The organism is Pacificispira spongiicola (genome assembly GCF_012926505.1).
Lineage (GTDB): Bacteria > Pseudomonadota > Alphaproteobacteria > UBA8366 > Aestuariispiraceae > Pacificispira > Pacificispira spongiicola.
In genome coordinates this window covers 108,112-130,166 of record NZ_JABBNT010000002.1, presented here as the reverse complement: position 1 = coordinate 130,166, position 22,055 = coordinate 108,112, and the positions used below count along the sequence as shown (strand labels likewise).

Sequence of the window (22,055 nt, the reverse complement as noted above, 5' to 3'; positions counted from 1 at the left end):
TTATCCGAAGATCAGGCCGGGCAACCATTCGGACAGGGCGGGGAAGGTCGCCAGGATGGCAAGTGCCGCCAATTGCAGCAGCACGAAGGGCAGGGCGCCGCGATAGATGTCGCTCGTCTTCACCTGGACCGGGGCGACCCCGCGCAGATAGAACAGAGCGAATCCGAAAGGCGGCGTCAGGAAGCTGGTTTGCAGGTTCAAGGCCAGCATGACGCCCAGCCAGACCGGATTGACCGTCGGGTCCAACAGCAGGATCGGGGCGACGATCGGCACGACCACGAAACAGATTTCGACGAAGTCCAGAAAGAAGCCCAGAACGAAAACGGTCAGCATGACCGCGGCCATCGCGCCGACGGTCCCCCCCGGCAAGGCGTTCAGGATTTTCGCAATACTGTCATCCCCGCCCAAATCCCGGAATACGAGGCCGAAGACGGCGGCGCCGATCAGAATTGAGAATATCATGGCCGTCGTTTCGAAGACCGATCGGCTGACCGGTTGCAGCAATCCTGCGCGCCAGGACCGGGAAAACGCGGCCAGGACGCCCAACCCCAAAAGAACCGCGAGATAGGGGGCCAGGACCGGCACCAGCAACATGCCGGGAAAGGCTGCGATCCCGGCCAGAATTGCCGGTCTTTCAAACCGGGACAGCCGGGTCGAAAGACTGGCCAGGCCGCCACTACGGACGGCGGCCAGAGTGACGACAGCCCCGATCCCGGCACCGATGGCGACGTGAAGACCGAAGGCGGATGACCCTTCACCAATGAACGCCCCACCGATCCCACCGAGCGTCAGTCCGCCAAGCAGCGCCGCCAGCAGCCCGGCGATTGGCGTTTCCGGCACTCTGTGATTATCGGCAGGCATTCGATAGGCGGCCAGCATGGTCGCCCCGACGGCGCCGACGGCGGCGGCTTCGGTCGGTGGAGCGAGGCCTGTCAGGATCGAGCCCAACACGGCGGCGATCAACAAGGCGGGCGGTGCCAGGGCCTTCAAGAGGTCCGCGCCGCTTTCTGCATCGTCCAAACCGCCGGTCGCGGGCGGGGCAAGGGTCGGTTTCAAATGCGCCGCCACGCCGATGAAGATCAGGTATAGGACGACGAGAATGAGTCCGGGAATCAGTGCCCCGGCGAACAAGTCCCCGACCGAAACGGCACCTGGAACGAAGTCGGTATTCCCGTTTGCCCATGCCTGCTGTTGCAGGGCGCTTTGCGCTTCCTGATAGGCGGTGGAAATCTGGTCTCCCAGGATGACCAGCACGATGGACGGCGGAATGATCTGGCCCAGCGTGCCCGCCGCGCAAATGGTGCCGCTGGCAAGGGCGGGGCTGTAGCCGCGTTTCAGCATGGCGGGCAGGGAAATCATACCCATGGTCGCGACGGTCGCGCCGACGATGCCGGTGGAGGCCGCCAGCATCGCGCCGACCAGAATGACCGACAAGCCCAACCCGCCGGGCCGTGCCCCGAACAGGCGCGCCAGTCCGGTCAACAGGTCTTCCGCGATCCGGCTTTTTTCCAGCATGGCCCCCATGAACAGAAACAGCGGGATGGCGAGGAGCGTCTCGTTCATCATCGCGCTGCCGAATATCCGCGCGGGCAGGTTGCCGATCAGCGTATCGCCGCCCAGCAGCAGATGCAGGCCCAGGAACATCAGGCTCGTCCCCGCCAGGGTGAAGGCGACGGGAAACCCGCAAATCAAGGCGAGGCAGGTCGTGATGAACAGGGCGATGTCCAGGAACGGGGCGATATCGGTCACGATGGCCCCTCCGCCAACCGCAGTCCGTTCCGGATCGTCGAGGCAAGGCCCTGAAGCCACAGAATGACGGCGTAGCCGACGATCAGGCTTTTCAACAGGAAGACGAGCGGCACGCCTGTCGTTTCCCGCGACTGTTCCAGGATCGCCCAGCTGCGCACGGCATAGGGCAGGGCTGTATAGGCGACCACGGCGCAGAAGGGCAGCAGGGCGGCAATGCCGCCGATCATGTCGACGATGGCTTTCCGGCGCGGGGATGCGTCCCGGTAGAAGATGTCTACCCGAACATGCCGGTCCGCCAACAGGGCGACCGCCGCGCCGATCAGGAACGCCGTGGCATGCAGATACAATACGGATTCCTGCAAGAAAACCGACCCCAACCCGAAGGCGTGGCGAAGAATGGTTCCGGCAAAGGCAAGCATTACGAAAAGCGGTACCAGCCATTGCGCCACCCGCCCGGCGCAATCGACGGCGGCCTCGATCCGATCGGCCAGTTCTGTCAGGAAATTCCGCATGCCATAAGGCTTAGTGCGGTTTGGCGATTGTGCAAAGGAAAAGGCCGCCCCGTTTCCGGCGCGGCCTTTCCTAACCGAACGCTGGTTGCGATTAGAAGTACAATGAGATGTCCCGATGGCCCGAGTTGCAGGACGCAACATACAACGCGACCTCGCGCGGCAAGCGCTGCTGCTGACGCAATCCGATCGTGCTGCGGATCGCTTCCTCATACGCTTCCATTTGGGCAAGGAGGCTCGATGCTGCCTCGGTCCGCCATTCGATATCGGCTTTCAGCAGCTCCATGGCGTTGGCGTGTTCCTGCAGCGCAGTTTCCGGGTCGGCCGGGTTGCTGCTCGTCACGCGCATGGCGCGTCGCGCCTTGGAGAGGGCGGTGCGGATATCGCCGGCGCCTTCCACGTCACCGACCATGGATTCCACATCCTTGAAGGCGTCTTCGACTTCTTCCGGCGTTTTCTCGCGGATGGTGCCCGCTAGGCCGGCAACCGTTTCCTGCAGCGCCTGCAATTCCTCGCCGCCCTTCAAGGTCCGAATCGCCACCGCAATCGGCTCATAGGCGCTGTCCACAGTGCGGCGATAGCCCAGATAGGCTTTCTTTTCCGCACTCAGCAGCTTTGCGAACTCCTTATGCGCGGCTTCCCAGTTTTCGGGAGCAGCCGCCAGCAGGGCTTCACGTTCCGCCTTCAGGCGGGCGAGAGTTTCGGTCAATCTCGCCGCACGCTCGGCGGCTTCGTCGCCCTCCATGCGTTTTGCGCGGTCGAACTCCTGCTGCGCCTCTTCGATATGTTTGTCGTGCAGGGCGATATCGGCCTCGATCCGGCGCGTTTCCGTCAGAATCGGACGATAGTCGACCGCCGCTTCATCGATTGCAGCCGTCGTCGCGCGGGCGTCGGCAAGCGCGCCGAACGACTGCGACGCGAGGTCCAGGGCCTTCGAAATATCGCGTTGCATCGGCTTCGGCAGGCCGGACATATCCCAGCCCCGCGCCGCGTCGATCGCGGCCCGCAGGCTGTCGCCATTCGCCGCGAATTGTTCTTCGACATAGTTTTCGATGCAAATCTGCAAACGCGGATTCGCCGGCGGCGGTGCCGTTTCCGACAGAAGGGACATGCGTGTCGGCAGGTAGTTCACCAGTTGCGGGTTCATGCCGACGATCAGCAGAGCCAGCAATTGCAACGAGATGAAGGGGATGACGCCCTTATACATCTGGATTGTGCGGACGACCGGCGGGGCGACGCCGCGCAGATAGAACAGCGCGAAGCCGAAGGGCGGTGTGAGGAAGCTGGTCTGGATGTTCAGACCGATCATCACGCCCAGCCACACGGCGGTGACGTTCGCGGACGGGTCGGCCAGCAGGATCGGGGCGACGATCGGTACAACGACCACCGCGATTTCGATGAAGTCGAGGAAGAACCCCAGGATGAAGATCACACCCATGACGATGATGAACTGCATCCAGAATCCGCCGGGCAGGCCTTCCAGGAATTGCTTCACCAGTTCTTCACCGCCGAACCCACGGAAGGCGGCGGTCAGCATGGCCGCGCCCAACAGGATGATGAAGACGAGAGAGGTCGTCTTCGCGGTTTCGATCAGAACGCCCTGCATGGTGCGGTCGATCTTCAGTGTACGCCAGCCGCTCCATGCGACGGCGAACAGGAACAGGGCGCAAGTGATGACGGCCAAGGTGACGCCGATGACGTCGTTGGTCGAATGGATCGCCTTCACATTCACATGGAAGGTGGAGGTGATCACCAAGGTTGCCGCGATGGACAGCGTCGCCAGAATGGCCGGCCAGTAGGCACGCGGTTTCCCGTCATACAGGCGATACCCCGCCATGACGGTCGCGCCGACTGCGCCGACTGCGCCTGCTTGGTTCACGGTCGCGATCCCGGCGATGATTGAGCCGAGCACGACGAAGATCAGCGTCAGCGGCGGCACCAGGGCCAGCAGGATCTTTGCCAGGAAGGCACGGTCGTATTTGCCTTCGAAGGGTACCGGCGGGGCAATGTCCTTTTTCAGGAAGGCCACCACCAAGATGAACACCATGTACACGGCGACAAGCACAAGACCTGGCACCATGGCGCCCATGAACATGTCGCCCGCGCTCGTCGAAACGACGCCGAAATCGCTGGGCATGGAAAACTCGCCGGTCGCGGCCTTGTACATGGCGGTCCGTGAGGAACCGGCCTGATCGACGGCGTTCGATAGCTGGTCCGCGAGGATGATCAGCACGATGGATGGCGGGATGATCTGACCCAAGGTGCCGGATGCCGCGATGGTGCCGGTGGAAAGCCAGTTCGCGTATTTGTTCCGCATCATGGCGGGCAGGGAAATCAGCCCCATGGCCACCACGGTCGCGCCGACAATCCCGGTCGTCGCGGCCAACAGCGCCCCGACGAAGACGACGGAAATCCCCAAGCCGCCGCGCACCGGACCGAACAGTTGGGCCATGGTAATCAGCAAATCTTCGGCGATCTTGGAGCGCTGCAGCATGATCCCCATGAACACGAACAGCGGAATGGCGATCAGTGTATCCCGCTCAACCTCCCAATAGACGCCGCGGAAGTTCGTCACCCCGGCGCTGAGCCAGTTCGTCGCGCCGCCTTGGGCGAAGTAGACGTCCGGCGATCCTTCGAAGACGTAACCGCAGAGAGCCGCGATCGAAATGGTCAGGATGGCGGAGCCGGGCAGGGCGAAAGCGACCGGGAAACCGGAGGCGAGAGCCCCCGCCATGAGCACGATCAGAAGAAGGAGAAAGAACAGTTCCATGGGTTAACTCAATTCCTTTGGGCGTATCCGCCGTTCGTCGTCAGTCACCGTTGCGCGTCTTTGATAACCGTCAATGGGCGGCGCTACCGCCGATTTCCCGCTTACCCGGATCGCCGCGGAAATCCGCCACGCCCTCCAGCATGGTGCTGGCGAACTGCACGGCCATCGTCACCGCGAAGATGGCGAGGAAACCGGCCATCCAGAATTTCACATACATGCCGAACCCCGACTGTGAGACTTCCAGGTTCGCAATCGGCGAATTGATGATGCTCAGCTTGTCCCACATGCCGAAGATCATGATCGTCCAGCAAAGCGTGGTCCCCAGAATGATGGAGCCGACGGCGTTGACGAGGCCCTTCATGCGATCGGAGAAGCCGGTATAGAACACGTCGACCCGCACATGGCCGTCTTCCAGCAATGTATAGGCACTGGAAAACAGGAACAGGGCACCGTACCAAAAGCGGACCAAATCGCCCTGATACGCTTGCTCGTAAGAGAAGACGAAGCGGGTGATGACGATCAGCAGTTCGGACACGACGATCAAAAGGCCGAGCCAGTGGAAGCCGAGGCTTTTCACACGGGTCGCGATCAGAATGGACAGGATCACGAGCGGGAAATGGAAATAGGGCGCCCGAAAGCGGGACCGGCCCAATTCCGTCGTCAGGTTCTCGCCGACCAGGACGTCCAGAAAACCCTCGACGCGCAGGAAGGATATCAGCGCATCGGCAATACCGATCAGCACGACCGACCAGAACGCGACACGGATGATGAAATTGGTAATACCGGTCATGCTGGCCGCGTCGCCGCGCAGCGTGCGGTCGGGCGTCTTCAACGAAAACAAAACGGCCGCTAAAACGCCGGCCGGATAAGAGAAGAACTGAAAGGTGGAAAGAACCCCCGCGCCACTGTCTTTGGGCGCGTTGCCGTCCGATAGCCCGATAAGCGCGTAAAAGAGCGTCGCGCCTGGGAATTCGAAGCCGACATTCAGAATGTTATTGGCAATATAGATAAATGTGCAGGCGACAAGAGACCATCCGAATGCACGCGTCTTCCAGGTGCTGGTGTCCATGGGACCGACTCTTTCCGGATTGACGGCCGCGTCGTTGATAACTGAGCTCATACCCGCCCCACACTTGCTAAATGATTGGTCCTACAGGCTGTATACGGTTCCGCCGATCCAAAACGGGATGGCTGCCGACGTGAGGCCAAAAGGAATTGAAGAAACCACAAATCGGACGGGACCCGGAGGTCCCGTCCTTTTGTAGGTAACGGTCGTCCGATCAGACGCCCAGAACGCGGTTGCGCTGCTGCGTGTAGGCAGCATCCGCGAGATTCATCCAGCCACCGACGTCGGCACGCGCCGCCAGGAAGCTTTCGTGGATGCGGTTCGCGAGATCGCTGTGCGCGCGGGCTTCTTCGAAGACTTCCGCCGATGCTTCACCGAAGGCGTCATAGACGTCATCGTTGAACTTGCGGACCTGAACGCCCTGTTCCTGGATCAGCTTGCGCAGATAGGCACCGTTGTTGGCGTTGAATTCCGACATCATGACATCGTTTTCGACTGTCGCGGCGGATTCGATCAACATCTGATCGTTGGCCGACAGGCCTTCCCACCAGGACTTGTTCATGCCGACGGCCAGCATCGAACCCGGCTCATGGTAACCCGGATAATAGTAGTACTTCGCCGCTTCATAGAGCTTCATGGCGTAGTCGTTCCACGGGCCAACCCATTCGGTTGCGTCGATCGAGCCCGAAACCAGGTTTTCGTAGATCTGGCCGCCCGGCAGGGACACCGGAGACGCGCCCAGCTTCGCCAGGACGTCGCCGCCCAGGCCCGGCATGCGCATCTTCAGACCCTTCAGGTCGTCGGCGGAGTTGATTTCCTTGTTGAACCAGCCGCCCATCTGGACCCCGGTGCTGCCGCACGGCAGGCCCTTGATTCCGAATTCGGCACCGAGTTCGTCCCAGAGTTCCTGACCGCCCATGAAGCGGATCCAGGCGTTCATTTCGACATAGGTCAGGCCGAACGGAACGGCCGTGTAATATGCCCAGCCGGGATGGCGGCCTTTCCAGTAGTAATCCGCGCCGTGATAGGCCTGCGCATTACCCGACGCGACTTCGTCGAAGGCATCGAAGGCGCCGACGCGTTCGCCCGCGGCGAAATACTGAACCTGAATGCGGCCGTCGGAAATGTCCTGAACGCGCTGCGCGAAACGCTGCGCACCGGTGCCGAGGCCCGGGAAGTCGCGCGGCCAGGTGGAGACGATGTTCATCTCGATCCGGTCTTGCGCGATGGCCGGCTTCGGAAGGTTGGAAGCGGCGGTGATGGCGGCTGCGCCGGCAGCTACGGTACCGGCCTTAAGAAAGTCGCGACGTTTCATGATTCTCCCTCTTCGTGACGTCCCTTTCGAACACGCAAATCCGGCGGTATGCCGAAAAAAGCATGAACGAGGTTTCAACCCAAATGGTGGGGGTCTATTTTCGACGTATCCTCCATTTGGATTTATTATCCAGCCCCATCTGTGAAGCTGATTACGAAAAGTTATAACCCAAAATCCTAAGCCTGCAACAGCCCAAAGGGCCAATCTGTGAAATTTTGACACAGATGCTCATCGTTTGGGGATCGGTTTGTTATTTTCAGGTTTTCGGGTCTGACCGCTGCCGAGCGAGTATAATGTATTTATTTCAATATGTTATATCGATTATGGTTACCGCGACGCCGATACGGGCTGGGGACTTAACAGCAGCAAGATACCGAAAACGAGCATTCCGATCCCGGACGCCCGTTGAAACCAGTGCAGCCGTGTTGCGGCAAAGGCCGCCGCGAAATGCCCAACGGTTGCGTAAATCAGGATCGCCAGCATTTCGAGCAGCAGGAACACCGTGCCCAGAATTGCGTAACTTTCCCAATAGGCCTGAACGTCTACAAATTGCGGAAAGAAGGCCGCGAATATCAGAATTGCTTTCGGGTTGCTGATCGCGCTCAACCCCTCGCGCCGGAAGGCGATCCGCAAAGTCGGACCTTTTCGCACCGAATCGATATCATCCGCATCCGGTCGCGACCGCAGCAGCTTAATGCCCATCCAAATCAGGTAGGCGGCCCCGATCAGTTTCATCACGCTGAAGGCAGTTGCGGAAGCCGCCAGCAAGACGCCGAGGCCGAGCGCGCTTGCGGCGATCATCGGGGCGAACACCAGAAGGCGGGCGGTCGACGCCGCCGTCGCGAAACGGATGCCGCCCTGTCCGCCATGATTCATGGCGAGCAGGTTATTCGGACCGAAGGCGAGATTGAGCGCGAAACAGGCGGGTGCGAAAACGAGAAGATCGACCATGCGGGGGCAGCCAAAGGAGAAGTCCTGGCAAGGTTATCGCCAAATTGGCGGCCGCCGGAAAGGCGAATTCACAGGCGCGATGATTTACGCGTTCGTGCCCACGGGCTGCCAGCATCCATTGCGGAAGCCTTCGAGCGGTTGAAAGGCCGCCTTGTAGTGCATCTTGGGACTGCCGGGGACCCAGAAGCCCAAATAGATGAAGGGCAAACCGCGTTCGCGGGCGAGGTCGATCAACGACAAAATCACATGGGTACCGAGGCTCCGACGCTCCGCATCCGGATCGAAGAAGCTGTAGACCGCGGAATAGCCGTCGCGCAGCCGATCGGTGATGCAGGTTGCCATCAACTGATCCGAATCGGTGTGCCGCCATTCCAGCAGCACGGTATCGACGGGACTGGCGACGACCAGATTCGAATAGTCGCGAATCGTCATCCCGGCCATATCGCCGTCGCCGTGGCGTGACCGGACATAGCGGTGGAACAGGCGATATTGTTCCTGCGTTGCGATCTGGCCGACATCCCGCCGGATCAAATCAGCATTGCGGTTGCGGATTTTCCGGAACCGTCGTTTTTCTTCAAACGCGGCTACGGGAATGCGCACCGGAATGCAGGAATTGCAGTTTCGGCAGGTCGGGCGGTAGACGATGTGATGCGATCGCCGAAATCCGTACTGGCTTAGATGTTCGAATGTGTCCTGCGCCGTCGGCCCGCCCAGTTCCATGAACAGCTGTTGTTCGATCCGGCCGCCCAGATAGGGACAGGACATCGGTCCCGACCGATGGAAGACAATCGGGGCGAGGGGCCGTTGCAGGGTCATGCGACGCTTTCCTCGTCTATCGTGTCATGCCCGAAATAGGCAAGGTTCATCGCACTGGTGATTTCGCTCAGGTCTATTTGGACCGTGTCCAGGAATTCATGCATGCCGTCGGAAATGATCTTTTCGATGTCGGTTTCCTCAATCCGACGGTGCACCCGGTCCACGACCGCCGCGACGCTGCCGCCGCGCGACAATTGGAATTTGAAGATCAATTGCGACAGGATCGCCGAAACTTCCCCGATACAGAAGCGGACAGATCGCGGGAACCGTCGGTTCAGGATCAGGAATTCGGCGACGGCGCTTGGCTCGATCCCGCTGGGATGGACGCGTCGATAGGCATGGTACCCGGCGGCGGACCGCAGCAGCGCGTTCCATTGACTGAGGTCGAGCAGGGAACCGACTTCCGCCGCGCTCGGCAGCAGCGTGTGATATTTCACATCGACGATCCGGGTCGTCTGGTCCGCCCGCTCGATCATCATGCCCAATTGATAGAAGTACCAACCTTGATCGCGATAGAAGGTACCCTCCGTGATACCGCTATGGGCATGGCAGGCATTGCGAATCCGTTCGCAGAACCGGGCCATGTTGGGCACGCGCGTCGCATCCGCCGGTATCTCCAGCAATTCGTTGTAGAAGATGTTCAGATGCGTCCACATCTCCGTCGAAATCAGGGGGCGCAGTGCACGAGCGTTTTCCCGAGCGGCCCGGACCGCGCTGATGATCGAGGACGGGTTTTCCCGATCCAACATATAGAAATAGGCGGTGCTGGTCGGTTTCGCGGTGCCGTATCGCTTGGTGAAGGCTTCGCGGTCCGCGTTCAGATCGATGATGGCGTCCCAATTATGGGCGCCGCGTCGGTCGCGGGCGAAGACCTCGTTCACTTCCAAAAGACGCGCCAGATTGTCCGCGCGTTCCATATAGCGCGCCATCCAGAAGATATCTTCGGCATAGCGGGCAAGGAGGCTTTGCTGTGTCATGGTCAGTCCGTCAGTACCCAGGTGTCCTTGGAGCCGCCGCCCTGGCTGGAATTCACAACCAGAGAGCCCTTTTTCAATGCGACGCGCGTCAACCCGCCGGGCAGGACCCAACTGGATTTCCCGGTCACGCAGAAGGGCCGCAGGTCGACATGCCGGGGTTCGACCATGCCGTCGATCAATGTCGGACAGACCGATAGTTCGATCATCGGCTGGCTGATGAAATTCGCCGGATCGTCGATCAATTTCGCACGGATTTCCTCAATCTCTTCCTTTGTCGCGCGCGGACCGATCAGAATCCCGTAGCCGCCGGATTCGCCAACCGGTTTCACGACCAGGTTTTCGAGATTGTCGAGTGTGTATTTCAACCCGTCCGGTTCGCGACAGATATGGGTTTCCACGTTGGGAAGCAGGGCTTCCTCGCCCAAATAGTATTCGATCAGGCGCGGCATATAGGCATAGACCGCCTTGTCGTCCGCGACGCCGGTGCCGATCGCGTTGGCCAGGGTGATGTTCCCTTTGCGATAGGCTTCGAAAATGCCGGGAACGCCTAACAGGCTGTCTTCCCGGAACGCCCTGGGGTCCAGGAAGTCGTCGTCGATGCGCCGATAGATGCTGTGAACCTGCTCCAGGCCTTCGGTTGTGCGCATGTAGACCTTGTCGTCGTCCACGACCAAATCGCGACCCTCGACGAGAGGAACGCCCATTTCGCGGGCAAGGAAGATATGCTCGAAATAGGCGGAATTATATGTCCCAGGCGATAGCAGGGCGACTTGCGGGTCCATGACGCCCGGCGGGGCCACGTCCAGCATGGCTTGGAGTAGACGCGGGCCGTAATCCTCCACGGATCGGATGCCGATATCGTCCACCAGATCGGGGAAGGCGCGCTGCATCATATGCCTGTTTTCGACGACATAGGATACGCCGGACGGCGTGCGGGCATTGTCTTCCAGCACGCGGAAGGTGCCTTCACCGTCGCGCACCAGATCTGTGCCGCAGACATGAACATAGACGCCGCCGGGAACGTCGATGCCTTCCATTTGTTTCCGGAAATTCTTGTTCCCGAGAACCAGATCGGCGGGAATGATCCCGTCCTTAAGGCATTTCTTGTCGTGATAGATATCGCGGATGAATTGGTTCAGCGTTTCGACGCGTTGTTCGACGCCTGCTTCGACATGTTCCCATTCTTTCGCGTGGATCACGCGCGGCAGAACGTCGAACGGCAAAATCCGGTCGATCATGCTGCTGTTGGAATAAACGGTGAAAGTGATGCCGAGGTTATAAAGTTCTCTGGAGGCGTCTTCCGCGCGGGCGGACAATTCGGCGCCGTCCAAGGTGCGTAATCGTTCGAGCAGCGCTGTGTCCGCGACAGACCCGTCCTTGGCCAGGCTCGTGATCTCGCAATAAAAACCCTGTGGGTCATACCCCGGAAGAATGTCCGGTCCCTCAGACGTGACGCTACCCGAATGCTGCTGCTGTTTCATAGTCTCCCTTCGACGGGTGGACGTTCCGACCCCGTTCCTTGAACGACCCGCGCTTGCAACATTTACCTTTTTATTAAGACGAGTATGGAGGCTTGCACTGGGATTACAACAGCAATTCTGCTTCTAGAGGTTTTCAGCCCGCAACGTCCGGGTGTTGCTGATCAGATCGTGCAGGAAGCGATCCTTCGCATCGAACAACACGTAAAGCAGCGGCAGCATCGCGAAGGACAGGCTGATATAGAACAGGCAGGCGAGCAGAAACGCCTGAATCAGGGACGGGTTTTCCCCGGTGGACGCGTCGACGACGCGCAATCCGGCGAAGCGCTGTCCGATGGTCGCACCCCGCCCCGATACCATCAGCGTGTGATAGGCCAGCGGCAGGATAGCCCAGAGAAAGGCTGTCACCGGCGCGAGAAGACCAAGAGAGAGGACGGCGACGACGCCCAGGGCGAACCAGATCGCCCCGAAAACCAGGAGGTCCACCAGATATCCGGTCACGCGTTTGCCAAGGCACCCTTCCCAGAATCGGGGATCGGCGAAACGGTCGTCGCCGTCACGGGTAGTCTGCATCTCGATCGGATTGGACATGGCTTTCTCGGTGTCGTTCATGCTCATGATCCCGATATCGGGACGAAGATGCTGATTTGCAAGGATGCCAACCGGTCCTATCCCGGTGGGGCGGCCTGTCTCAGCAGCACGATCGACATACGTCGGTTTTGCGGGGAAGACGGGTTTTCGGGGATTAGCGGGTCCGTATCGGCGACGCCGATCACTGTGTCGAACCGTCCTTCCTGAACGCCGTTTGACTGTAGACCCCGACGGACGGAATTCGCACGGGCGATCGACAGGGGCCAGCCGCCGTCGTCGCCTTCGCCCATCCCCGTATGACCGGTGATCGATATCGGGTTGGGCAAGGTCGCCGCGATATCCGCCAATAGCCGCAACGCCAGTTTCGTGTGATCCGTCAGAGTGGCGGTGCCGGGTTCGAACCCGGCCTTGTCGCGGCTGTCGACAAGCTGAATGCGCAGGCCTTCGTCCGTGACGTCCAGCTTGATCGTTTCCTTCAAGGTTTGCAGCTCCGGCGGCAATTCCTCAATCTGGGTTTCAAGATACTGTTTCGCCTGATTGAAACGTTTTTCTTCCTCGTCGGCATTGACCTGACCGGGACTGCCGGTGCTGTCCTCGTCCTTCGGCCCGGATTCTTCCTGTTCGGAATTCAGGTCGCCCTGCGAACTGCCGTCCGTCGCGTCGGGAGATTGGGTTTGCTTGTCCTGGGTCGGGCCGGGATCGTTGGGTGTCGCCCCGCCGAAAACGTTGCCTGACCCCGATGGGGACGAACTGGTCCGTGTGGTCGGTGTGAAATAGTTCGACAACCCGTCCAGGACTTCCTGTTCCGACGCGTTCAGGAGCCACAGCAACAGGAAAAAGGCCATCATTGCCGTCACGAAATCGGCATAGGCGACTTTCCAGGCGCCGCCATGGGCGCCTTCCTCGTTTACCTTCACCTTCTTGACGATGACTTGCTGGTCTAGTTTGGCCATGGTCGCCCCTTAACTCGGCGGCAGGGGGGGTAAGGGCGGCGGGGCCAAACCACCCGGATCACGAGCCGGTGCCGCGGCGGGGGCGGAGGAAGGCGCCGATGTTCCGCCGGGTTGGTTCGGTGACGGCGTGCGCGTCGGGTCGGCGGCAGGTCTCTTCGGGGCGGGTTTATGTTCCCGCAACAGCAATAGCGAGATGCGCCGATTGCGTTCGTCTTCCGGATTGCGCTTGTCCAAGAGGTCGCTGTCGGCCTTACCCTCGACCCGAACGAGGCGGCCCGGCGGAAAACCGTTGGACGCCATCCAGTCGCGGCTTGTCGCGGCGCGGTCGCTGGACAATTCCCAATTGCCGTAGGTTGGCGTCGCACCGGGCTGGGCGCCGGCATTCGTGTGGCCGGTAATGGCGATATCGTTGGGCAGGTCGACCAAGATTCCGCTGATCAACGCCAGAAGGCGGACCGCGCGGCGCGTCATGGTCGCGGTGCCCGGTTCGAACATTTCCCGCTTCTGATAGTCCAGAAGCTGGATCATCAACCCGTCATCGGTCAGATCGAACATGATGCTGTCCTGAAGGTCACGGACCAACGGGTCTTCCTGGATGGATTGCTTCAACTTCGCCATCGCGTCGTCGAGCATTTCCTGTTCCTGGCGTTCCGCGGTGGCGTCGCCCAGATTGATTTCGGTCATTTCCTCCGACTGGCGCTGTTCCCCCGTTTCCTGACCCAGGTCTTCGGAACCGTAGCTGGGGATCGCAATGCTGGTGGTCGGGGGGGAGGAGGCGGAACGCATCGCACCGTCCATCGTCGCGACCATGCCGGACAGGGCCTCGCCGATTCCTTGATCTTCCGACGAAGACGGTGCCGGCGGTGCAAAATAGTTCGACAAGCCGGTCATCTGCTCCTCGGTTGTTGCGTTCAGCAGCCAGAGCAGCAGGAAGAAGGCCATCATCGCGGTCACGAAGTCGGCATAGGCAACCTTCCAGGCGCCGCCATGGGCGCCCGCGGGGATCTTGATCTTCTTTTTGAGGATCAGCGGCTTTACCGCTTCGCCTTGGAGACCGCCATCCGCCATGTCCGTCGGTTACTCCCTTTCAAGACGCGACGGGCCGCGCGGTCGTGCCGGGCCCGTCCGCCGCAATGTTAGACGGCGACCGGGGGCAGCGATTCGACCGCCGTTTCGACTTCCGCAAAAGTCGGCCGGTTATGCGGTGCCAGCGATTTTCGCGCGAATTCCGTCGACACGGCGGGGGCATAGCCCGCCAGATGCGCCAGGATCCCGGCCTTCATGCAGTTAAAGTAGGTTGCTTCCTCTTCCATGATGGCCTTCGCATTGCTGGCGAACGGGGCGAAGAAACCATAACACAGCAGAATCCCCAGGAAGGTCCCGACCAGCGCCCCGCCGATCAGTTTCCCCAACACTTCCGGCGGTTCGTTGATGGAGCCCATCGTCTTAATAACCCCCAACACCGCCGCGACGATCCCCAGCGCCGGGAAGCTTTCGGCCATGCCGGTCAGGGCATGGGCGACCTGGTGGTCGTGGACGTGATGCGTTTCGAGGTCGGAATCGATCAGGGCCTCGACCTCATGCGGGTTGTCGGTCCCCAAGGTCATCAGGCGTAGATAGTCACAAAAGAATTCGATGGCATGATGATCATGATGAAACTTAGGAAACGGCTCGAACAGTTTGGAATCATGCGGATTTTCGATGTGTTGTTCGACGGCCAGTGCGCCTTTTTGCTTGATCAGCTTAAAGACCTGATACTGCATCGTCAGCAGTTCCAGATAGTCGGCTTTCTTGTATTTCGGGCCTTTGAAAATCCCGCCCAGCCGACCCAGACCGCCTTTCACGACACGAATGGGGTTGGCGATGATGAAGGCCGACGCGCCCGCGCCGAAAATAAGGGTAAATTCGAAGGGCTGGTTGAGAACGCCGAGCTTCCCGCCCATCGCCATATAGGAGCCGATAACACAGCCGATAACCGCTAAAATTCCGATGATAACGAACATAGAAGCGTAATGACCTTCCGTCTGTGGCGGTCCGAAATTTCCCGCCGCTTTCATCATATGCAGCCGCCCGGGGATCGAAATGGACGCGGCTACATACTCCCCCGTACTCATCCAGCCGGAGTCGGCGAACTTTAGTCGGAGTCAGGGCCTTCTGTCCATCACCGCTATCGTCTGACGGTTACAGGTTTATTCGTCCCGGTCCTCCGGCGGCATGCTCCAGATCAGAAGACCGGTCGACCGACCGCTCTCGATGGGGATCGTGCGGGTCGGCGATATGCCGGGAACGTCGAAGGAATTGCTAACGAATAGGGCTCCGCTTTTCATTTCATCGACGGCTTTCTCGAACAGTGATCCCATGGGGTGCGGGCTCAAAAAACAATAAACAAGATCGTAGACGGATAAATCGGCGCGCCAGAGGGAGCCATAGCGGATCGCGATCCGGGAATCGCGACGTAGAACGGCCAATAGACGCGCGACGATGAAAGGGAGAATGGCTGACTCGACACCCTCGAAACGGCTTTCCGGATGAGAATTAGTCTTGGCGAAGGCGCGGGGAACGGCCCCGAATCCGCATCCCAGATCGATCACCCGGATCGGTTCGCCGGACGGCGCCAATGCGGTCAACTTGTCCAGTGTTTCCCTATTGCTGAGATAGAGCGGTACGCGGTCGCCCAGACTGTTTCCTGCGGCGAGAACCAGTAGAGTCAAGGCTGCTGCGGGAACCCAGGCGGGCAGGTCCAATTGCAAGGCCAGGACGAACGCCGTCGGCAGCAAGGTCAGGAGCACAGCCCAGGTCAGGCGGGCTTGCAGCAAAAGTGCCGTTGCCCCGGCGAGTATCCCGGCAAGCGTCAACTTCCCCCAAAGCGGCAGGTCCGTCGCCGTGACCGCGTAGTGTGCCTGCACCACGCCCAAAGTCCCGACGGTTGCGACGCCCTGCGACAGGATCGCAACGGCGATTGGGCGGCGGCCTCTTAGAAAACGATTGGTGTCCATTGGTTCGCTCATACTGGATCGATGGGGCGGTTGGGCCATATAAAGGGCGGTTTTCGCTTCCTCCGCTTTTCCTCAATGGATTAACCATGGTATGCCCGGCGGAACGAAAAATCGCCAGGGCCTTAAGGTGTAACATTGTTGCGCCGATGAAAATGGGGACGGGACGGGGTATGACGAAGAACGAAGTGACACCGGCGGCGTTCCGAGCGGCCTGCGGGCGGTTTGCGACGGGCGTCGCCATCGCGACGGCGACAGACCGCGACGGGCGCAAATGGGGCCTGACCGTGAATTCCTTCTCATCGGTCTCGCTGGATCCGCCCTTGGTTCTGTTTTCCATCGACAAGGCCGCCACCAGCCACGCACCGTTTCAGGACGTGTCGCATTTCGCGGTCAATATCCTGTGCGAAGACCAACAGGAGCTGTCCAATCGCTTTGCGGCGGTGAAGGATCAGGACCGGTTCGAAAATGTGGATCTAGTCGCGGAAGAACCCCGTGCGCCGCTGATCCGCGACAGTCTGTGCGCCATTCTGTGCGAAGCGGAAAGCCGAGTCCCCGGCGGCGACCACACGGTCATGATAGGCCGGGTGGTCGGTATCGTCATGTCCGCCGATCCGACGGCGAAACCGCTGATGTATTACGGCGGCGGATACGTCAAACTCTAACCGTGGCGGAACAATCCGCCGCCGTCAGCATTCGACGACGTTGACCGCCAAACCGCCCTGGCTGGTTTCCTTGTATTCCGACCGCATATCGTCGCCGGTCTTCTTCATCGTCTTGACCGCCGCGTCCAGCGGGACGAAATGCGTCCCGTCGCCCTTCATGGCGAGGGAACAGGCGTTTACTGCCTTCACCGCCCCCATGGCGTTTCGTTCGATGCAGGGAATTTGGACCAGCCCGCCGATCGGATCGCAGGTCATGCCCAGATGATGTTCCAGGGCGATTTCGGCGGCGTTTTCCACCTGCATGTTGGTCGCGCCCAGGGCCGCCGCAAGGCCCGCCGCCGCCATCGCGGATGCCGATCCGACCTCACCCTGACAACCGACTTCCGCGCCGGAGATGGAGGCGTTGTGCTTGATGATCCCGCCGATCGCGGCGGCCGCCAGAAGGAATGTATGGATGCCGTCCTTGTTCGCGTCCGGAATAAAGGATTCGTAATAGCGCAGGGTCGCGGGAATGATCCCCGCCGCGCCGTTCGTCGGGGCCGTCACGACCGTGCCGCCCGCGGCGTTTTCTTCGTTCACCGCGATGGCGAACAGGCTGATCCAATCCATGATCGTATGATCGTAGCGTCGGTTCGTCTGACGTTCGCGGTCCAACTCCGACAGGATCGATTTCGCGCGGCGTTTGACGTTCAATCCACCCGGCAGCAATCCGTCGTTTTTCAGGCCCCGGTCGATACAGGTCCGCATGACGGACCAAAGACGGTCCAGGCCGGCCAGAACCTCCTTCGCATCGCGCACGGCGCATTCGTTCGCCAGCTTCATTTCCGCGATCGACAGGCCGGATTTCGCGCCCATCTCCAGCATTTCCTGGGCGGTTTTAAACGGGAAGGGGACTTCGGAAACGGGCAGGGACCCTGCCCCGTCCTTACCGGCCAATTCGTCCGGTGTCGCCACGAATCCGCCGCCAATAGAATAGTAAACTTGTTCCTGTAGAACGGCGCCAGCCGCATCCATCGCCTTGAAGATCATGCCATTCGCATGCCCGGCCAAGGGCGGGCCGAAATCGAAGATCAGATGATCTTCGCGATTGAACGGGATGGCTTTGCGCCCGCCCAGGGACACGTGAAGTTCCGCATCGATTTGGTGGACGAGGTTGAAGGCCTCATCCGGGTCGATCGCGTCGGGCCGTTTCCCGGCAAGACCCAGCAACACCGCGCGGTCACTCGCATGCCCCTTGCCTGTCCAAGCCAGGGAACCATGCAGGCTGCAGGTCACCGATGCGACATTGTCGAAATGTCCGTTGGCATCCAGCATGTCGATGAACCGTCCCGCCGCGACCATGGGGCCAACGGTGTGGGAACTGGACGGACCGATACCGATCTTGAACAGGTCGAATACGCTGAGGAACATGCTGCCGCCTATTTGATTAAGGTTTCAGCAGCAATACGGCGTCTTCGTCCTTCGGTATATCGCCCGTGCGCCCGGGAATTCTGAAATAGCGACCGTCGCGCCAGGGTTCCAGCAGATCGGCATAATGGGAGGAGAAAGGATTCCCGGACTGCCCGCCCGCCAGCGCGAACCGGCTGTTATCCAAGTCGTTGAGATCATAGATCGCGCGGAACCCGGCCCCATGGACGTGATCGAACGGATGCCGTCCGGACCCGCCATGGCTTTGCCCGCGGTTCAACGTGTGGTCGCCGCCCGGCGTTTCCAACGGTCGATTGCCGATCCAGCCCAGGCCGGGAATCCGGTCGAACAGCATGCTGGCCATCGGTGCCTTGTGCGCCTCGCCCCATCTCCAGTTTTCCGCCGTATTGCCCTGTGCCTTTTTCAAAACCAGCACGGCCCGTTCCAGGGCAGATGACAGCGCCCAGACGCAGGATTCGGCCGGCGCTGTGCGGGTTTCATCGCACCAGGACGGTGCTTGAGTCAGGACGGTTTCTGCGAAGGGTGCGTTGGCCGACCACAATTGTTTCAGTTGATCGTCCGACACCTCGTCTTCCAGCACGACGCGGACGAATTCGTTCAATAGCGTCATATAGATCGCCGGGGCGGCGGCGTTGCGGTCCATCCGGAAATCCCATCCGTCCAGGATCGTAAGGGCGTCGCGGGCAAGGCCGGTATTCGGTTCGGCGGACAGGAAATGCGGGACAAGCCGGCGCGCAGCTGTGGACAGCGTATCGGTCTGAAACGCCTGGCTATCGGTCAGGCTAAACTTCCGGTCGCGCATGGCGGTCAATTCGATCAATCGGTCGATCCGGTAACTCGGCTGGAACCGGGCGGAAACACGATAGGGATAGTCTGCGCTGACGATCCGGTTGTTGGCGTTCAGGATCAGGCCGTTATCCGGATCGACCAGACCCGGTAGACGCGATGACGGCAATGTGCCCAGCCACGGTTTGTCCGACGGCACAGTGCCGTCCCTGCCTGCCCAACGCAGCGGCAGGTTGCCGACGACCCGCATGCCGATATGTCCGTCCGTATCGGCATAGAATAGGTTTTGCACTGGGTCGTCGAACAGGTCGGCCGCTTCCGAAAACTCCACCCAGTTACGGGCCCGGTTCAGTCTATAAAGGGCGGAGGCGGAGCGGATTTCCGCTCCCAGCCCGGTCCAGGACAGGGCCCGTCCCCCACCGAGGCGGGACAGAAGCGGGCCGACCGGCGTTTCCGTGACGTCGACCTGCTGCGCGTCGCCGAAGCGGACGTCGATAACTTCCGTCCGATGCGTTGCGCGCGCAAGCTGGCTGTCGGTCGGGGTCACGATGTCCTGCGTATCCGCATGGGTCGTCGTCAAGCCCCAGGCGATATGACCGTTATGCCCCAGGATGTGAAAGGGGACCCCGGGCGCGGTCGCTCCGACGAGGGTCGTTTCCGGCGTTTCGATCCGGGCCAGATACCATGTGCCGGGAAGGTTTATGCCCAGATGCGGATCGTTGGCGAGTATCGGCTTGCCGCTTTCCGTCAATGCGCCCGCGATGGCCCAGGCGTTGGAGGCATCGTATCCCCCCAACCAAGCTTCCCGGTTATCCTTGTTCATGGTCGCGGGCGATTCGCTGTGATCGGGGAATAGCTGCGCGAACCGGTCCGGACCCAGCAAGTCGATCAACCCTGCGCGTCGGTCTTCGGCAAACGCGTCGCCGGACAGTTGCAGCGACATCAACCGTGCCCAGACCATGCTGTCGGCGGGCTCCCAAGGTTCCGGCGTGTGGAACAGCAGCGCGAATTCGACCGGCAATACGGTGTCCGGCGCGGACAAGTAGGCGTTCACCCCATCGGCATAGGCCGTGAAGGCTGCCAATTCTTCCGGCGGGAGGCGGTCGACCTGCGCTTGCGCATCCCGATAAATCCCCAATTCGCGCATCAGGCGGTCGATGTCCACCATCGGACTGCCCAGGATTTCCGACATACGCCCGGCGCCGATGCGCCGCGTCATTTCCATCTGCCACAGACGTTCGGCCGCGTGGAGGTAACCCAAAGCGCGATAGGCGTCGGCCATCGTATCGGCCATGATCGTCGGAATGCCTTCTGCACTGAAGGATATGGAAACCGGGGCGGAAAGGGCGGGCAGGGCGACAGTACCAGATTGAACCAATTGCCCACGTTCACCGATGAGACGCAGATACCCGACCATGCCGCCGATGAGGAGCAGGAGAGTCAGGAATACGACTCCAAGAAGTTTTTTCATTCCAATCCCCTTCATTTTCGCCCTTCGGTCTTTCTAGCGTAAGCGGTGATTGAATGCAGCCCCGGCATTGGGCATGGTCGCGATCACAACGCGAATTGGGGCACGCGAAAGGATTGCGACATGCTGGCTGTGGATGCCGCCTTGGGTGAGAAACCGTATTTGGAGAAGTCGGTGTGCTGCCTTCATATGGGCGGGTTTCACGACATGGTCTATTCGGATTGGGTTCCGAAGAAGCAGATGGGACGCACCATCCTTTGCGTGCATGGCCTGACCCGCAGTGGGCGTGATTTTGACCGGGTCGCGGCCGCTTTATGCGCAGAGGGCTTCCGGGTTATCGCGCCGGATATCGTCGGGCGCGGTCGATCCGGGACGCTGGGGCCGCATGCGACCTACGAAACACCGCAATACATTTCCGACATCGCCGCCTTGCTGGCCGCCGAACATCTGCGGGAGGTCGATTGGATCGGCACCTCCATGGGCGGATTGATCGGTATGGGGCTGGCGGGCCTTCAAGGGCAGCCGATCCGCCGTATGATGATCAACGATGTCGGCCCCTTCATTCCAAAGGCCGCGTTGGAACGGATCGGCGAATATGTCGGACGGGACTGGCGGTTCGATTCCTTCGACGATGCCGTAAACCATGTTCGTCTGGCTTACGAACCCTTCGGTCTGACACGGGATGAGGATTGGCGGTATCTGGCGGCCCTGTCCTTGCGTCAGGACGTGGACGGGACGTGGACCAATACCTATGACCGTCGCATTGCGGATGCCTTTAAGGGCGATATCGCGGATGTCGATCTGTGGGCGCTATGGGACATGCTGACCGTGCCAATTTTACTGCTGCGCGGGGCGGAATCGGATTTATTGCCCTCGGATACGGCGACAGCGATGACCGAACGCGGTCCGCGCGCCCATCTTGTGGAGGTTCCAGGCTGCGGCCATGCGCCGACGCTGATGGTACCGGACCAGATCGAAACCGTTGTGAAATGGGCTGCGTCAGGAGTTTGAATGTTCGTTCTCGCGGGAAAGCTCTGTCGTCGGCCCTCGATTCTGTTGGCCCTGTCCGTCGCATTGGCGGTCTTGCTGCTGAATCTGGCGCAAGCTTTTGCCGATGACCGTGACCGCGGATTGGAATCGGTCCGCACGCTGACGCAGGAATTGTTGATCCGCACCCGCGACGGCAGTGCCACGGACCGGCAAATTTGGGCGGGGGTGCAGGGAGTGACGGATGCCTTGAACCGTTTCCGTCTGGCAGAAACGGAGATACGCGCCGGGGAAAAGGTGGCGCCGCCCGCGATCACATCCCTGCGTCCAGGAGAGGCCGCCCCCCCCGAAAACATGACGCCCGGCGACCGCAAACCGCTGGACGACGTACCGACGCCTTGGTTCAACCGGCAAATCACTTTGGCGCAAGAGGCTGTGGGGCAGCTTCGTACGGCGCTGGAACAGGATAAGCCGCGCCCGGAATTGGCCAACGCGATGCGGGCGGTTCTGGATCACCTCGCCGCCGTGGACCGGCCGCCGAATTCCTAATCGT

19 protein-coding genes are annotated in these 22,055 nt (G+C 60.5%); 3 read left to right on the top strand and 16 right to left on the bottom strand.

The features are described 5' to 3' along the window. From HH303_RS05855 to HH303_RS05790, 14 genes are all read right to left on the bottom strand, one after another. A complete protein-coding gene (locus HH303_RS05855; protein ID WP_319637323.1) occupies positions 1–1,749 on the bottom strand; it encodes a TRAP transporter large permease in 1,749 nt (582 codons plus the stop codon). Continuing rightward, complete coding sequence (locus tag HH303_RS05850) at positions 1,746–2,261, bottom strand: TRAP transporter small permease subunit (RefSeq protein ID WP_169624306.1); 516 nt, start codon at positions 2,259–2,261, stop codon at positions 1,746–1,748. The genes HH303_RS05855 and HH303_RS05850 overlap by 4 nt, the downstream gene beginning before the upstream one ends. Before the next feature lie 91 nt (positions 2,262–2,352). Next, entirely contained in the window at positions 2,353–5,028 is a 2,676-nt protein-coding gene (locus tag HH303_RS05845) for a TRAP transporter large permease subunit (protein ID WP_169624305.1), read from the bottom strand. 70 nt (positions 5,029–5,098) lie between these two features. Continuing rightward, positions 5,099–6,097, bottom strand: a complete 999-nt coding sequence (locus tag HH303_RS05840; RefSeq protein ID WP_169624304.1) for a TRAP transporter small permease subunit — start codon at positions 6,095–6,097, stop codon at positions 5,099–5,101. A gap of 211 nt (positions 6,098–6,308) precedes the next feature. Beyond that, positions 6,309–7,409: a TRAP transporter substrate-binding protein gene (locus HH303_RS05835; RefSeq protein ID WP_169624303.1), complete on the bottom strand. Its 1,101-nt coding sequence runs from the start codon at positions 7,407–7,409 to the stop codon at positions 6,309–6,311. 327 nt (positions 7,410–7,736) lie between these two features. Then, positions 7,737–8,360, bottom strand: a complete 624-nt coding sequence (locus HH303_RS05830) for a LysE family translocator (protein ID WP_169624302.1) — start codon at positions 8,358–8,360, stop codon at positions 7,737–7,739. An 84-nt stretch (positions 8,361–8,444) separates the two neighbouring features. Further along, on the bottom strand, positions 8,445–9,176 hold the full coding sequence (locus tag HH303_RS05825; RefSeq protein ID WP_169624301.1) for an arginyltransferase: 732 nt from the start codon (positions 9,174–9,176) through the stop codon (positions 8,445–8,447). Then, positions 9,173–10,153, bottom strand: a complete 981-nt coding sequence (locus HH303_RS05820; protein ID WP_169624300.1) for an alpha-E domain-containing protein — start codon at positions 10,151–10,153, stop codon at positions 9,173–9,175. Before HH303_RS05820 ends, HH303_RS05825 begins: the two co-directional genes overlap by 4 nt. Positions 10,154–10,155: 2 nt before the next feature. Next, the gene (locus HH303_RS05815) at positions 10,156–11,634 is read right to left on the bottom strand and encodes a circularly permuted type 2 ATP-grasp protein (protein ID WP_169624299.1); all 1,479 of its coding nucleotides are present in this window, start codon (positions 11,632–11,634) and stop codon (positions 10,156–10,158) included. A 123-nt stretch (positions 11,635–11,757) separates the two neighbouring features. Next, positions 11,758–12,243 (bottom strand): RDD family protein, encoded by a 486-nt coding sequence (locus tag HH303_RS05810; protein ID WP_169624298.1) that lies wholly within the window; start codon positions 12,241–12,243, stop codon positions 11,758–11,760. A 56-nt stretch (positions 12,244–12,299) separates the two neighbouring features. Next, entirely contained in the window at positions 12,300–13,175 is an 876-nt protein-coding gene (locus tag HH303_RS05805) for a flagellar motor protein MotB (protein ID WP_169624297.1), read from the bottom strand. A 9-nt stretch (positions 13,176–13,184) separates the two neighbouring features. Further along, positions 13,185–14,243 carry a flagellar motor protein MotB gene (locus HH303_RS05800; RefSeq protein WP_169624296.1) on the bottom strand — a complete coding sequence of 353 codons (1,059 nt, stop codon included), beginning with the start codon at positions 14,241–14,243 and terminating at the stop codon, positions 13,185–13,187. A 68-nt stretch (positions 14,244–14,311) separates the two neighbouring features. Continuing rightward, complete coding sequence (gene motA / locus HH303_RS05795; RefSeq protein WP_169624295.1) at positions 14,312–15,178, bottom strand: flagellar motor stator protein MotA; 867 nt, start codon at positions 15,176–15,178, stop codon at positions 14,312–14,314. A gap of 186 nt (positions 15,179–15,364) precedes the next feature. Further along, entirely contained in the window at positions 15,365–16,171 is an 807-nt protein-coding gene (locus HH303_RS05790) for a class I SAM-dependent methyltransferase (protein WP_169624294.1), read from the bottom strand. Positions 16,172–16,341: 170 nt separating this feature from the next. On the opposite strand from HH303_RS05790, the gene HH303_RS05785 reads away from it, so the two are divergent. Continuing rightward, positions 16,342–16,833: a flavin reductase family protein gene (locus tag HH303_RS05785; protein ID WP_169624293.1), complete on the top strand. Its 492-nt coding sequence runs from the start codon at positions 16,342–16,344 to the stop codon at positions 16,831–16,833. Between the two features lie 24 nt (positions 16,834–16,857). On the opposite strand, the gene HH303_RS05780 is transcribed toward HH303_RS05785, so the two are convergent. After that, positions 16,858–18,243, bottom strand: coding sequence for an L-serine ammonia-lyase (locus HH303_RS05780; RefSeq protein WP_169624292.1), 1,386 nt, complete (start codon positions 18,241–18,243; stop codon positions 16,858–16,860). 16 nt (positions 18,244–18,259) lie between these two features. Beyond that, positions 18,260–20,518 carry a penicillin acylase family protein gene (locus HH303_RS05775; RefSeq protein WP_169624291.1) on the bottom strand — a complete coding sequence of 753 codons (2,259 nt, stop codon included), beginning with the start codon at positions 20,516–20,518 and terminating at the stop codon, positions 18,260–18,262. Between the two features lie 120 nt (positions 20,519–20,638). Between HH303_RS05775 and HH303_RS05770 the strand changes: the two genes are divergently transcribed. Together HH303_RS05770 and HH303_RS05765 are read left to right on the top strand one after the other, a co-directional pair. Then, positions 20,639–21,526: an alpha/beta fold hydrolase gene (locus HH303_RS05770; RefSeq protein WP_169624290.1), complete on the top strand. Its 888-nt coding sequence runs from the start codon at positions 20,639–20,641 to the stop codon at positions 21,524–21,526. Continuing rightward, positions 21,527–22,051, top strand: coding sequence for a hypothetical protein (locus HH303_RS05765; RefSeq protein WP_169624289.1), 525 nt, complete (start codon positions 21,527–21,529; stop codon positions 22,049–22,051). It abuts the gene before it with no gap. The last annotated feature ends 4 nt before the right edge of the window (positions 22,052–22,055 follow it).